Annotated in this window: 13 protein-coding genes, 1 pseudogene and 1 CRISPR repeat array; of the genes and pseudogenes, 6 read left to right on the plus strand and 8 right to left on the minus strand. The window is 40.0% G+C overall.

Features of this window, described 5'->3' with window-relative positions:
- Positions 1-208: pseudogene (locus ASL19_RS00005) on the plus strand (WYL domain-containing protein); the annotation flags it as partial.
- 74 nt (positions 209-282) lie between these two features.
- On the opposite strand, the gene ASL19_RS00010 reads toward ASL19_RS00005, so the two are convergent.
- The 5 genes from ASL19_RS00010 to csx18 form a co-directional block, all read right to left on the minus strand.
- Complete coding sequence (locus tag ASL19_RS00010; protein ID WP_006278808.1) at positions 283-492, minus strand: type II toxin-antitoxin system HicA family toxin; 210 nt, start codon at positions 490-492, stop codon at positions 283-285.
- Entirely contained in the window at positions 489-689 is a 201-nt protein-coding gene (locus tag ASL19_RS00015; protein ID WP_006278807.1) for a type II toxin-antitoxin system HicB family antitoxin, read from the minus strand. The genes ASL19_RS00010 and ASL19_RS00015 overlap by 4 nt, the downstream gene beginning before the upstream one ends.
- 221 nt (positions 690-910) lie before the next feature.
- A CRISPR array of direct repeats spans positions 911-3,747; the repeat unit is 36 nt; unit sequence GTTTCCATTGATTCCACTTCCCAGAGGGAAGCGGGG.
- A gap of 414 nt (positions 3,748-4,161) precedes the next feature.
- Positions 4,162-4,443 carry a CRISPR-associated endonuclease Cas2 gene (gene cas2 / locus ASL19_RS00020; RefSeq protein WP_006277913.1) on the minus strand — a complete coding sequence of 94 codons (282 nt, stop codon included), beginning with the start codon at positions 4,441-4,443 and terminating at the stop codon, positions 4,162-4,164.
- A gap of 81 nt (positions 4,444-4,524) precedes the next feature.
- Complete coding sequence (cas1, locus tag ASL19_RS00025) at positions 4,525-5,517, minus strand: CRISPR-associated endonuclease Cas1 (protein WP_057176789.1); 993 nt, start codon at positions 5,515-5,517, stop codon at positions 4,525-4,527.
- Positions 5,517-5,789, minus strand: a complete 273-nt coding sequence (csx18, locus tag ASL19_RS00030; RefSeq protein ID WP_057176790.1) for a CRISPR-associated protein Csx18 — start codon at positions 5,787-5,789, stop codon at positions 5,517-5,519. Before csx18 ends, cas1 begins: the two co-directional genes overlap by 1 nt.
- A gap of 333 nt (positions 5,790-6,122) precedes the next feature.
- Between csx18 and ASL19_RS00035 the strand changes: the two genes are divergently transcribed.
- From ASL19_RS00035 to ASL19_RS00055, 5 genes are read left to right on the plus strand one after another with little or no spacing between them, the layout of a single operon-like run.
- Positions 6,123-7,739 (plus strand): type III-B CRISPR-associated protein Cas10/Cmr2, encoded by a 1,617-nt coding sequence (locus ASL19_RS00035; RefSeq protein ID WP_057176791.1) that lies wholly within the window; start codon positions 6,123-6,125, stop codon positions 7,737-7,739.
- Complete coding sequence (locus tag ASL19_RS00040; protein WP_057176792.1) at positions 7,724-8,767, plus strand: type III-B CRISPR module-associated Cmr3 family protein; 1,044 nt, start codon at positions 7,724-7,726, stop codon at positions 8,765-8,767. Before ASL19_RS00035 ends, ASL19_RS00040 begins: the two co-directional genes overlap by 16 nt.
- A gap of 11 nt (positions 8,768-8,778) precedes the next feature.
- Positions 8,779-9,624, plus strand: coding sequence for a type III-B CRISPR module RAMP protein Cmr4 (gene cmr4 / locus ASL19_RS00045; protein ID WP_057176793.1), 846 nt, complete (start codon positions 8,779-8,781; stop codon positions 9,622-9,624).
- Between the two features lie 3 nt (positions 9,625-9,627).
- Entirely contained in the window at positions 9,628-10,047 is a 420-nt protein-coding gene (locus tag ASL19_RS00050; protein ID WP_057176794.1) for a hypothetical protein, read from the plus strand.
- Positions 10,040-11,686, plus strand: coding sequence for a hypothetical protein (locus tag ASL19_RS00055; protein ID WP_057176795.1), 1,647 nt, complete (start codon positions 10,040-10,042; stop codon positions 11,684-11,686). The genes ASL19_RS00050 and ASL19_RS00055 overlap by 8 nt, the downstream gene beginning before the upstream one ends.
- A gap of 132 nt (positions 11,687-11,818) precedes the next feature.
- Here ASL19_RS00055 and phnE read toward each other — a convergent pair whose 3' ends face one another.
- The 3 genes from phnE to ASL19_RS00070 form a co-directional block, all read right to left on the minus strand.
- The gene (phnE, locus tag ASL19_RS00060; RefSeq protein WP_057176796.1) at positions 11,819-12,625 is read right to left on the minus strand and encodes a phosphonate ABC transporter, permease protein PhnE; all 807 of its coding nucleotides are present in this window, start codon (positions 12,623-12,625) and stop codon (positions 11,819-11,821) included.
- 3 nt (positions 12,626-12,628) lie between these two features.
- Positions 12,629-13,360, minus strand: coding sequence for a phosphonate ABC transporter ATP-binding protein (locus tag ASL19_RS00065; RefSeq protein WP_057176797.1), 732 nt, complete (start codon positions 13,358-13,360; stop codon positions 12,629-12,631).
- Between the two features lie 113 nt (positions 13,361-13,473).
- Entirely contained in the window at positions 13,474-14,460 is a 987-nt protein-coding gene (locus ASL19_RS00070) for a phosphate/phosphite/phosphonate ABC transporter substrate-binding protein (RefSeq protein ID WP_057176798.1), read from the minus strand.
- Between the last annotated feature and the right edge of the window lie 172 nt (positions 14,461-14,632).

Raw genomic sequence — 14,632 nt, forward strand, 5'->3', positions numbered from 1 at the left:
AGGGGAGACGATATTTGTTTTACCACTAACAGAAGATTCTAAGTATCCTTATTGTTGCCAACTGACTTTACCCTGTTGGAGTATTGAGGATATAGACCTCAGACGTTGGATTATTGGTTTTGGAGATAAAGTTAAGGTTGTACAACCATTGGAGATTCGGGAACAAATTAAGTTAATGGCGGATGGGATTAATAAGCTATATCAGTAGTTTTGAATGAGTTGTTTTATAAAGAGCAGATGCAAAGAGAAGAGACTTTACAAGGAGGGAGTGCGTTGGCGAAATTAGTCTAAATCTTCTTCAATCAAACCAGCATCTTTCAAAATACTTTTCAGTGTACCCGTAGGTAGATCACGATTTCCATGAACAGGTATAGAAAGAATCACACTCATACCTTCCCTAACATAGATATGATGACTACCTGTAATCCTTTTTAGATTCCATCCATAGCGTTCAACAATCTTACACAGAGACTTACCAGAAACGGATTTCATAAAGATAACTCAATTAACTGTTTTTGTGGTTCAACTTCTTCTTGCTGACTAGCAACTTCTAACCAACCTTGAACAGCATCTTTCAACATTTCTAATAAATGTTCGTAACTTTCACCCCAGGTATGACATCCTGGTAAAGCTGGTACAGAACCACACCATACACCGTCTTCTTCCCAAATAATTGCTTTTATTTTCATAGCCAATTCCTTGAACTAACGATATTTTAGCGCAGAAGGAGTCAGACGTACCAGTTTAATAAAAATGAATAATCGCTGTTTGGGGAGTTGAGGAGGTGCGATCTTATAGCTTATTGTAGGCGATCGCTCTCATATTTTAAATTTCTCCCCATTCCCTAGCATCAATAAAAATAGAAAGATGCTTTTTATTGCTCGTGGCAATAATTACCTAAAGACAATGCGTTTCTATTGATTCCACTTCCCAGAGGGAAGCGGGGAGATTAACAGTGTAAATGATTTTTTGTAGGAGATTAAGGCGTTTCCATTGATTCCACTTCCCAGAGGGAAGCGGGGAACAGCTTTCCAAGACTTCTGACCCGCAGTTAGTTATGAAGTTTCCATTGATTCCACTTCCCAGAGGGAAGCGGGGAGCCGCGCGCCTTACACTTTAAGTTACCTGTAAAAAAGATGTTTCCATTGATTCCACTTCCCAGAGGGAAGCGGGGCACCGAGGGCCAAGAGGCTCTACTCTCCATCACCCACGGTTTCCATTGATTCCACTTCCCAGAGGGAAGCGGGGAGGATTTAAAAAATGACAGCAGAAAAAAATCAGGAGGTTTCCATTGATTCCACTTCCCAGAGGGAAGCGGGGATACAGCGGTTTCTTTGGTCGAGAAATCAAGGCTACGTTTCCATTGATTCCACTTCCCAGAGGGAAGCGGGGGGATATAGAACCCCTGCCCGCTCCAGTAGAACTCATGTTTCCATTGATTCCACTTCCCAGAGGGAAGCGGGGAAAGAAGGTCGTGAAGGTTTTAGCAAGAACGTTCAAGTTTCCATTGATTCCACTTCCCAGAGGGAAGCGGGGAATTTTAATCCATATGCAGAAGAGGAAGAGAAGGAAGGTTTCCATTGATTCCACTTCCCAGAGGGAAGCGGGGTAAATAAAGACCGGATGAGGTTTCACTACCTAGCTAAGGTAGTTTCCATTGATTCCACTTCCCAGAGGGAAGCGGGGCCTCGATGGTACTATCAGGATCTCAAAGATCATTTTGGTTTCCATTGATTCCACTTCCCAGAGGGAAGCGGGGGGTATTTTATACGCCTATTGAAACCGTTAGGTACTAGCGAAAGTTTCCATTGATTCCACTTCCCAGAGGGAAGCGGGGTTATATTTTTGTTCGCTCTGGCCCTTGGCAATCTATCTACGTTTCCATTGATTCCACTTCCCAGAGGGAAGCGGGGTTCTAATACTTCGTTGGGTAATGCGGTGGGTAATGTCAGTTTCCATTGATTCCACTTCCCAGAGGGAAGCGGGGACCCATACTCCTCGACGTGGGAAGAGAGAATATCATCGTAAGTTTCCATTGATTCCACTTCCCAGAGGGAAGCGGGGTCTGGGTAGTAGGGAGCTACTGATAAATGTACAAGATGGTTTCCATTGATTCCACTTCCCAGAGGGAAGCGGGGAGTTCAGCAACTTCTACACAAGTGAGTATGAATTAGGAGTTTCCATTGATTCCACTTCCCAGAGGGAAGCGGGGTGGGATGTGATAATTCTTGTTTTAATGCTCTTTGAGTTTCCATTGATTCCACTTCCCAGAGGGAAGCGGGGTCTGGGTAGTAGGGAGCTACTGATAAATGTACAAGATGGTTTCCATTGATTCCACTTCCCAGAGGGAAGCGGGGACGAATATGTAAACGGGGGTCTCCTCGTTACTGAAAGTTTCCATTGATTCCACTTCCCAGAGGGAAGCGGGGTTCTCTTCTTTCTCAAAACAATACCATACATTTAAAAGTTTCCATTGATTCCACTTCCCAGAGGGAAGCGGGGCATTGGGTTTATCCCAATGGAACAATTATTCAAACGGACGTTTCCATTGATTCCACTTCCCAGAGGGAAGCGGGGGTATAGCTTGTCTAATCCACCAAGAAGCGTAAGTAGAAAGTTTCCATTGATTCCACTTCCCAGAGGGAAGCGGGGTTCAACCACCTGTGGTACAACCACCCAGGACGGAGGAGTTTCCATTGATTCCACTTCCCAGAGGGAAGCGGGGTTAACTCAAGAGGAGAGAAATGTTATACTAGACTCGTTTCCATTGATTCCACTTCCCAGAGGGAAGCGGGGCTAACTCAAACCGAATTGGAAATAGAGGAGATAAAAAGGTTTCCATTGATTCCACTTCCCAGAGGGAAGCGGGGATTCAGAGACTATGGTCAAGGGCCTAAATCTTTGGCTGGTTTCCATTGATTCCACTTCCCAGAGGGAAGCGGGGAGAAGGTTTAATGGGTATCATAAACGATAAATACGGTTTCCATTGATTCCACTTCCCAGAGGGAAGCGGGGCAAACTATTGTTTCTTCGAGGGACTAGAGTTCCACGGGTTTCCATTGATTCCACTTCCCAGAGGGAAGCGGGGAGGGTACGCCCGAGCAGTGGATCTGCCTTATAGATGGGGTTTCCATTGATTCCACTTCCCAGAGGGAAGCGGGGTAACCTTCTAGAGTAATCCCTTTAAACCTCATCGAAGGTTTCCATTGATTCCACTTCCCAGAGGGAAGCGGGGTTGTTTTAATTGTAAGATGTATTCTTACGAGTCCGCACGTTTCCATTGATTCCACTTCCCAGAGGGAAGCGGGGTTTAAAATGTCTATAGACTATCAGTCTATAGCGATCCGTTTCCATTGATTCCACTTCCCAGAGGGAAGCGGGGGGGAAAGCCTTCCCTGACATGTCTTGGGATGTCTCAAGGTTTCCATTGATTCCACTTCCCAGAGGGAAGCGGGGAGGATGTATGAGGTTAGTTTCATCTAACAATTTCAGTTTCCATTGATTCCACTTCCCAGAGGGAAGCGGGGTTGATTGCAGTAAAGGTCTACTACAAGATGCAGTTCTAGTTTCCATTGATTCCACTTCCCAGAGGGAAGCGGGGTATTTCTCATGTCTTGTTTTGATTGCAAATACTATAGTTTCCATTGATTCCACTTCCCAGAGGGAAGCGGGGTCGTAGTACTCCTCCTGCTGGGAGCGATTCTCCCAGGAGTTTCCATTGATTCCACTTCCCAGAGGGAAGCGGGGACCTCCATTTTAAGCCCTTACCCTGACTGGTGTCTAGACCCACTTTGCGAAGGTCAGCAAATTTTCTCTGTTTTTCACCCCTACCACCCTCAAAATAATGGCTGAAACCCTTACACCACAAGGCTGCGAGGTTCCCGACGAAATAATAGGCATTCCAGCGTTTTTTGCTGACCTTCGCATTTCATTCGTTAATCACTGAATTTACTGTCATTAATATCACTTTAGCCCTTAATTAATACTCAATAAATAATCTCAATACTAATCGTTAATTAACCCATCTAGCTATATCATTATAACTGATTCATGCTCAAATAACTAGTATTCAAAAACAAAAATTTTATTGTATATTTTATTTTTGCTTAGACTAAAGTAAACAGATATCATATAGATTAAAACTTTACCTAGCATGAATACTCAGATAATAATAGAATTGGGTAATTGCACTATGGGTACTCCCACTCCCCAAGCTTCTATTTGAGGAATGGTATGTTTAGATAAAGGATAAAATCTAATATTATCCTCTTGTAACTTGATAATCTTTTTCAGTCGGGAATGCAAATCACGATATTGCTGTGTGCTTAGTTGACACTCAAATACGGAATACTGCACTCGCTGACCATAACCTTCTAGTAAATCAGCTACTTTCTTGCGCCTTTTATCATCAGGAACATCGTAGGCAATTACATATAAAAACATAATTAGAAGTACCACTTAATAATACCATAAACTTATAATGTAATTCAGCATAAAATTAAGACATTCTGCTGTAAAGAAAAACTAATGTATTCTATATGGACGATAGTGATGGGCAGGATTGTAAACAAACTGCTTAAAAGCTCTTACCTGTTGAGTGAGTAAGTCCCACTTTGGTTGTTTAGTTCCATCCTCCGTTTGTACTTCCTCTGTCATTCTTTGCAAAAAAGCTTGTAAAAACTTTTTTCTTCCTGAATTATTTAAATAACATCCCCCTTTTATAAACTCAAAATCAGCTCCTACATCAAAAATATTGCGATTGATTAACCACATAACCAATGAGTCTATTAATGGGGAGCGAAACTCTTCAATTAAATCAGAAGCTAATGCTGGATGACCATCATGACCTTGATGCAAACAACCATAGTAAGGATCTAAACCTTGAATTTCTATTAGTGCCAATAGATGATTCCAAAGCACTTGATATCCAAAACTCAACATGGCGTTGACCTGGTTTCCAGGGGGACGACGACTGCGACCTAAAAAAATAAAATTCTCGTTGCTAAGACATTCCCCAAAAGCTGAAAAATATTGGGCAGCACCAGCGCCTTCTATCCCCATTAGTCTCTCACAACTGTCAGCTGATGCAGTTTGCTCTGCTAAATAATTAAGGCTTTCTAAAACACGTTCTAAATTAGCAGATGCTGTTTTTTTCTTCTGTCTTTGCAATAATACTCTACTGTTCTTTATTTTACTTTTAATAATCTCCCTCGCTGTTACTAATTTTTCCATAGCAGAAAGTTGTTGTTGATAACGAGACAGTTGGCGATATCCTCTCGATATTGGTAAAATTCTGCCATAGCAGTAACCCATTCTGGATAAATAGGCAATAGGAATGTCGCGCAACAAACAGGCTCGAACTACTTGAGTGGTTACCTGGGAACTACCAAATATTAGTATCTGTTCTAATAAGGGTAACTGCACTTGTGCTTGTGTAACTTCACCTCTTTTTACCACTAATATCTCTTTTTGCAAGCAAATGTAGCAGTTTTGCTCAGAAACATACAGGGTTTGCATTAACGCCACCAACGTTGTAAATTTGACTTCTTGACAGCAGAATATTCGTTTCCACCAGCTTCCATATCTTTCCTCGATTCTGACTGTAACCACCATACTATCCTATCAGCAATATTGGATACAAAATAAGTAGCAAATGTTATCAGTATTGTATTGATAATAACTGCTGCTAATCCCAAGGGCGCAATCAATAAAATTACCAAGGTGATAATTCCATTAACAACGGCAACAGAAATGTTTCTAAGAGTGGCAGAGCGACGTGAAATATACACAATTATCAAGTTCCTTATTGATTTTTCTCAAGGTGTAAAACTGGGGAGCGGAAAGTATTAAACTTTTTCAATCCGTAGATTAAATTGCTTTGAGATAGAAGACTGCAATGTAACAATATAACACAAGTTTTGTAGCCATAGTCATATACGGCTGAGGTAAGTCAGAAAGTCTACCTAGCACTCACTTCTAGCCATTAACCTTTACCCTAATTGGTGTTCCCCACTAGAGGAAAGTCTGTGATATGTCAAGAATTGTTACAAAACTGAGCTTTTGTTAAAAGTGTACCTTCTAAGTATGTACTATATAGAATAAGCAAACACGAGTTAGAGAAAATGGGTAAGTATAGTGTTGTCACTTTTGCTCCCGTACAAGGTTTCATCGAAAAGTCCCGTAAACTACGAGACTTGTATGGTGCATCCCTGATTTTATCTTATTTAAGTAAAAAAATAGCCAAACATGTGGATCAAGATCCAGATTTAAGGCTAATTTCTCCCGCAAGTCCTAACATTCTCAAGGGAATGCCCAATCGTATTCTAATTAAGGGGGAACTCACAAAAGAAACAGCGGAACGTATTATACTCTCTTCCTGGAAGGAATTACTAAAAGTTTGCCGAGAATGGATAGAGGGTAATATTACCAATTGTGGTCCATATTACTGGGAGAGAGAATGGAGTTTATGGGGTTCCCACGCATGGGAAGTATTCCAAGGCTCTGGTGATACTATTATTGCTGCAATGTCTGACCTAGAAGTTAAAAAGTTATCCCGCGATTGGAGCGCTGTTAATTGGATTGGCGAAAGTTCTAGTTTAAGTGGATCCGATGGTATTGCATTCCCTGACCTGGGCTCAAGTCATCGCAATCCTCAAACTTTGAATTATGGGTGGGAAAAAGAACAAATTGAAAATTTCTATACTGAATTAGCTAGATTAAGTGACAATACGAAGGAAGAAAATCCTGAAGGCAAATTTATTGCAGTCAATGAAAAACTCAGTATTCCCGAACTGGTTAAACGTCTCATAACATGGCACGAAATTCAACATAGAATTGATTTGGAGCGATCGCTCACAAATTTTAGAGAAATACAACGTAAACCAACGGAAACCTTTAAGGGTCAGTGGACAGGATGGTTTATGGGGGATGGTGATAGAGTCGGATATCACTTGCAAAAACTAGCTAGGATGGAAGATCCTGATACTGCAATTCACAATTTCAGCCTAGCTATACGACAATGGGGTAGAGATTTTGAACGAGGATTCGATTTAGGTAAGGTAGTTTATGCTGGTGGTGATGACTTTTTAGGGGTAATTTATAGTCAAGATCCTAGTCTTTCTGTCTCCCCATTAACTGCTTATGAGTGGTTGCTGGGTTTAAATGATACATGGAAAAAACATGAACAAGAAATTTCATTGAGTGTTGGTTTTGTCTGGGTAGCAGGTAGTGTGCCTCAGCGAGATGTTTTACAACACTGTCGGGAAGCTGAAAAAGTAGCTAAGTCTCGGGGAAGAAATAGGATAACTATGCGCATACTATTTAACAGTGGTCAGTATGTTCAGTGGACTTGTCCTTGGGACTATTTGGATATTCTAACCAAATACAAAGACAGAGAAGGAAAAGCAAATTGGAGTCACATTTATCAAGATTTGGCATATTTAAAATCCCGGCGTGCTTTTGATATTGATGATCGTACTAATGTCAATAAAACTAAACTGGTTGAAATAACAGCCTTGGTAACAGCTTTGCATTTTTTAGATCTTTACTTCCCTAGTCAAGATTCTGAACCAAGTTTGGTTACTACCTTGATCAATCAAATGAATAAAAATCAAGAGGAATTAGCTCAAAAATTATCAGGATTTAGTGATGATGCTGATACCATAGAAAAGGCAAAAGCTATTATTGATTGGATTACGGACTTAGTAGAAGTAGGTTGGCATTTATGTTCAATTACTTAATTAGTATTAGTCCTTTGGGACTTATGTATGGCAGTGCGGGGGCATTTTTATCTCCGGAAAACTTAGTAGGTCGCTCTGGTGCTAAATTCCCCCCTGAAGCTGCTACTTTGGCGGGTCTCATATTTAGCATCAATAAGGTCAATAACAAGCGATCTCAAGTAGAATTAAGAGATAATTTGTATGTAGCTGGGCCCTTTTGGGCAAAGTCAGATAATCCACAGAACTTTTTTGTTCCCATACCACGCAATAAAATTATTGGCAAAAAAGAATGGGGAGAGTGGAATATCCAAAATGGCGAATGGTATTTGCCTAACAAGCAGGATAATAAACAAGAGGAGAAGCTAGACTATAAATTGGAGTCAGATTATAATTGGCAAACCATAGAGTCGTGGAAATTACCTACCAAAGAACTAGTCAAAGCTAGTAAACCTAGTAATGATTCTTGTAACCTTGCTAATGATCCTTGGAAATTTGTTTCTTTTCTCCACCCGAAAATTGAGTTTTCAGCAAGACGCGTTGAAAAATCCGATGGATTGTTTTTAGAAAACTCCGTACAACTACCAGATGATGTTTGTTTAGTCTATTTATCCACTTATGATATCGATAATGGTTGGTATAAATTCGGGGGCGAAAATCACATTGTGGAAATAACCTGTAAAAAACTTCAACCCAAAACCAAGGAATTACTCCAACAACCCATTGGTAAAAGTTTTGCCTTATTGACACCGGGAGTATGGGGATCCAACCGTATTTCTCACCGTTATCCCCACCCAGAAGATGACAGTCATCCCTTTCCCCAGGTTGTGCAATTACTCACAGACAAAGCAGTTCCCTATCGTTTTCGTTCCCAGGGAACTTTAGGAAGAGGACGTTATGCTGTACCTGCTGGTAGCGTTTACCTCCTCAAAGAACCCATTAATCAACCGTGGTGGAAATGGGATGAAAAATGGTTTCCTAACGAAGGTTACAGTCTCAAAAAAGTAGGCTGTGGTTTGTGTTTACCAGTAGAAATTCAGGGAATTAACTAAAGGAAGAAAAAATGTACACCAAACAATATGGCATTATAGAAACACTAGCACCCGTTCATGTTGGTGCAACTGCAGGAGAAGAAAGTGGTAATTTGAACCTCATATTCCGTGACCAGTTCACCCAAACGGGGATTATTCCCGGTAGTTCCATTCGTGGAAGATTGCGGGCTGAAACTCGCATTTTAGAAGGAGAAGAAAGGGCAAATCACTGGTATGGTAACGGAGCAGATGACGATAAAAATAACGAATCTATTGTCAAATTTGAATATGCTTCTATTATTTGGATTCCCGTTTTTTGTCCAGGTCAACCCATAGTTTGGGTTACTTCTCCTCGCTTATTAAAACGTTACCAACGTATAGCTGGTGACACGGTAGAAATAAAAAAGAATGGTCAAAATAAACTTCTTCGGGAAATATCAGTTCCCAGGCCCTATACAGGTTCTACCATAATTAAGACCAAACAAGCTACAGGAGGTAAAAGAACTATATTTTTTAACCTAGGATTCTTGGAAATTAATAATACCGAAGATCTATCAGCATGGTTCCCTGAACTTGAACAAAAATCAGCAGTAGTGGTAGATGATGGGGATATTGGAATGATCCATGATATGGCATTATATCGCCAAAGTCGGGTGCGTTTGCAATCGGAACAAAAAGTAGTAGATAAGGGTGGATTTTTCAATACTGAAGCCTTACCTGAAGGCACAATTCTAGTATTTCCCATAGCTATTAGAAACAATATCCAGGGTGAACAAAAATGGCAGGCATTTGGCACTAGTAACACGGGAGATATTTATTTGGGTGGATTAGAGTCCATTGGTTTTGGTCATTGTCAATTAACAGTTAAAGGAGCGTAAATTATGACTTGGAAATCCTATAATTTAGATCAGAAAGCTCAAAAATTAGTTCTTATCTATCGAGATAAAAAAGGTGTGATTGGTCAATCCCATAAAATGCGTAGCACCGTAGCCTACGGTTTAGAAAGATTTTCCGGTGAACACCTGCGACTGTTGAGTAAAAAGAATGATGATGACCAACAAAAAGGTAAGTATTGGCAGGCTACCTGGAAAGAATTCACACAGATTATGAAGAATGCGGGCGTACAATTACCAGAAATACCAACTAATAATGACACCGCACAACTACAAGACTATGCATCTAGATTATGGAACCTATCCATTGATGACCAACGTGTTTGTTTAACCGTGTTAACACAATTTTGTGATAGCTTAGTGTGGTGGACTCAACGCTATAAAAAAGCAGGTGAAAATGATGATTAATGAATTACGTTTAATGAACAGTAATGAAGTCCCCTTAATGTTTCAAGCTCAAGTTGATGGAAGGGGACAGGTTCAGTATATTGCAGATCGGTCAAAGCCAGAAAGATGGGTTGACGAATGGGATGAAGCAGTAGCAAACCTACCTAAATTTGGGACTCATGTGAGAACCAAGGAATATGAGATTTCCTGGCGTTTTCTTGCCAATAGTGGACAAGATGATGATATTATTAGACCTGTAATTGGTGCCAATGGATTTCCCTATTATCCTGGTGCTAGTATGAAGGGGGCATTTTTAAGAAGTTGCACCCGTGAACAAGGTATAAGATATTGTGGAACTCAAACTACCCAGGATACCAAACCAGGTATATTGCGGTTTCATGGTGCATATCCAAAAGATGATAGTTGGCGTGAGGAACAATTAATTGACATAGTTCACCCTCAAGAAGAATGGCAAGTTAAAAATAATCATAGTCATTCTGCATTCCTACAAATTTCCCTATATCAACCAACCCTGGTTTTTGGTATTTCTAGCAATATTGAGTTAGATGATACTGAGTGGCAAACAATTTGGGAGATTTGGGATAAAGCCATACAAAAGGGTATTGGTTCTAGAGTCAGTGCGGGTTATGGTCAACCTGTTATTGCACCAGAACAAAACCAGAATAAATTATTAAGTGTTAAACTAAAGGGCAAAGGTTTAGCATCACAGTTAATAGACAAAAGTGGTGAATTTCGTCCTAATATATTTAAAGCTGCTCTCCGTGGTCATACCCTCAGATTATTAAGTGGAATGACCAATGAAAGAACCGCAGAACAATTAACTAAAGAACTGTGGGGAGGATTTGCAGGAAATAATGGAGCCATAGTAGGAGATTTAGGGATTAGTTTTAATTCGGAAAATTTAGTCATGGGTGAGTTTAGATATAATAATGTCACCATGCCCACCTACGATTTAGAAAGTGGTACCTTAACCATTGTTTGTATGAAAAATCCTTCTCCTGAATATAAAAAGCAATTGAGAATGTTGGCAAAAGCTATTCTGCGATTTAGTATGTTGATTGGTGGATTTGGCAAATCCTCTCGTCGGATAGATCATAGAGAATTTTTACCCGAATATTTGGATAATCAAAATAAGCCTATGATTGGTTGTCACTGGGAATTCATCCCGGATTCAAAGGACTATTATTTCCCAGTTAATAATATTCCACATATCAACAATGCCATTGATAAAGTTCGTCAAACTGTGGGAGAATGGTTAAGGTTTAAAGGAATAACACCTGAAAATGTGAGGTGTTTATGGAGAGAATCTTTTCACCCTCAAAATGTACAAATTTGGGGACGTATAGCTGAAGATAAGGATGATAGTTTAGCAGTGCATTGGTTCCATGGTAATTATCAAGGGAATCAATCAATCAACGGTTCTACCTTGACTGGTCGTATGGGCAATATTGGCAGAATTTATCATCGAATGTATCCTCATCATTACAGGAAAACTGTAGATGGTAATATAGTTCGCCGAAAGAGCTACGTAGAATTACTCACTATTTTTCCTGGTGCTAATCCTCCTCTTCAAACTAGGCAATTTTTGGCTTTTTTAGGAACGCCTGCAAGTAATTTCCAACGATTATGGGGCGACTAATTAAGACTAATTAAATCGTCTTTTTAAGTAGGGAGGCACAATTATTTGTAGAATGGGTTAACTCATGCGGGCGTTGGGTTTCATACTTCAACCCAACCTACACTTAGGCGATCGCAGCAGAATATTCAATCATCAGATAGAATCCAGATAACGACGTAACTTGCTACTAAAAATATCAATTACTGTCACCACAACTAACAATACTAACATCATAGTAGTCGCCTTATTATACTCAAAACCGTCTATATAACTCTTTAACTGAAACCCAATTCCACCTGCACCCACCACACCTAGCACAGAAGCAGCACGAATATTATACTCAAACATCCACAGAGTATAACCCAGTCCCAAAGGTAACACTTGAGGTAATATGCCATACTGAACCATTTGTAACTTTGATGCGCCAATTACCCGTAAAGATTCCAACGAACGGGAATCCACAGCTTCAATAGCTTGTTGATAAAATTTCCCAAGATAGCCAATAGTGTAGATAGCTAGTGCTAAGGTTCCAGCAGGTGATCCCAAACCCGTAGCAGCAACAAAGATTAAACCTAAAATAATCGAAGGAACAGAACGAACAGCATTTTGCAGGAGATTGGCTAACCATTGCAACCACAAGGGTGCAATATTATTAGCACTAGCTACTGCAATTGGTAAGGAGAGCAGCGCGCCAATAGAAGTACCCCACAAAGACATTTGCACAGTTTCTATTAGTGCCCTAACAGCTATATCCAGAACCTTCCAATCGGGGGGAAATAACCTGACAATAAAATCTATGACGTAGGGCCAACTGTTTTTGACCAATTCAAAATCAACTTTTAACCCCTGCAATGCCCAAACATACACCCCCACAACCACTAAGAGAATAATTATATTCCTTAACCAAAAAACAAGCTGAGAGTAGTGATTAAATAGAGGGTGTTTAGGTGTTTTTGTCATAGTTTAAAAGTGTGAAACCTGAGCAACTTTCTCTGGTAAATTATAAGGTTTACCGTCATAAACAATGCGCCCAGCATCCAAAACTATAGCACGATCAGCATATTTTGCAGCCATGGCTAAATCATGTAGCACCATAATAATAGTTAATCCCTGCTCTCGATTTAGTTTCACCAGGGTTTCCATTACCTGTTGAGAAGCCATCATGTCTAAACCGGTAATTGGTTCATCCGCTAGCAGGATTTGCGGGAATTGAATTAGAGCCCTGGCAATAGCTACTCTTTGTTGCTGTCCACCACTGAGTTGACTGGTTTTTTGATAGATTTTACCTTTCAAACCCAGTTGTGCTAATAATTGTTGAGCTAAGAAGTGATCCTGACGAGGAAATCCAAATAAAGTTTGGGTGGTTTTTCTTTTGCCTAAACGACCACATAACACATTATCTAAAACTGATAACTGCCCAATTAATCCCCCACCTTGAAATAACATGCCAATATCTTGACGAATTTCTGGCAAGGTCTCGTTTGTCATCTGTCTATTGTTTATGTAAACAGAACCACCTACTACCGGAGCTAACCCTATGAGCGATCGCAAGAGGGTGGATTTACCAGCTCCGTTTAAACCCAAGAGAACTACAAATTCACCTTGGCTAATCTCCAAATCAATCCCATTGAGGATGGGACGATTTGAGGATGCAGTGTAACTTGTTTTTAGATTGTGACATTCAATTAGTTTCATGGTAGTAACCAAATTATTGTTAATTAAAAATATTCTAGCACTTCTAAACAGTTTTTGACAGTAAATAGCTTTATAGAAAACTACTTATAGAAGTTACATATCCATTTTTCGCCCTATGGTTCTATACCCAAATTTTTCAGAGCATCGCGCACGGGTTTCAAGTGACGATTATGATCAACTCTCACTAGCTCGGTGGAATTATACAAACCCTGCAACAATTGGTTATTTTCTGGTTTGTTTAACTTGAGAAAGGCGTTAATAATTTTTTCTCGCATGACTACTGGAACATCATCATCAACAACTATTCCATGAGCGGGAACACCGGATATTTTATACAGCACTCGCAATTTAGCAGCATCTGTGGTAGATATATAGGGGGGATACATGGCATACTCAGAAACTGTTGCTACATCTGCTTGACCACGTACCACTGCTTCCAGTGCTTTACTGTAATTACCTCCATAAGTAATTTGACCGAAGAAACCTTCCATCCGATCTTTGTCGGGGACAAATCCGTTCTTCACCAACTCACTAACTGGGAAAATAAACCCTGATCCAGAGGTGGGGGAGGTAAAGGCAATTTTTTTGCCTCTGAGCTGTTCCAGCGTCGCTTTAGTAGAAGCTTTAGGAGTTAGAGGACTGTTTTTGGCAACTACAAATATGGAATTATAAGTGTATCTACCGGAGTAGTTAGATCTCACCTCTGCTAGATATAAACGAGAATTTGCTAGTCCCTCCGCTTTTAAGGCTGGACGACTACTTAAAAAAGCCACATCGGCTCTATTAGCTCTTAGGGCTTCTACAGCAGCAGTATCATCGCTAATTTGTGCCTTTACGGGTATTCCTAACTCCCGGGACAAGAAGTTAGCTACTTTCCCCACTTGTTCTTGCAGGTTAGGAGCATCCTTTCGACTAGGAAAGACTATGGTCAAATTTTTGAGATTTTTTGTAAGTAACAGTGGTGCTGCTGCAGGAGGATTGGAGTTAGCCACCGTCGGTTGGGTTTTCACCACATTGCTGACAAATAAACTTGTCACTGTTGCCAATGTACTGGCAATCAAGAACTTTCTTTTCCCAGTTAGGAATTGGTCAAGGTTCATTAGTAATAATTCTCAGTATTTTTGCAAATTAGTTTCAACTAATCCCAATGGTTAATCTAGAACTTTTGAGAATAAAAGTCAATAGGCTGGGGTAGAAAATTTTGGGATTCAAAATATAGTTAAAGTATTAGTATTGATTATATTAAGATTAAATACTAGCTAAACACAAACT

The sequence above is a fragment of the Cylindrospermopsis sp. CR12 genome (assembly GCF_001432185.1).
Classification (GTDB): Bacteria; Cyanobacteriota; Cyanobacteriia; order Cyanobacteriales; family Nostocaceae; genus Raphidiopsis; species Raphidiopsis raciborskii.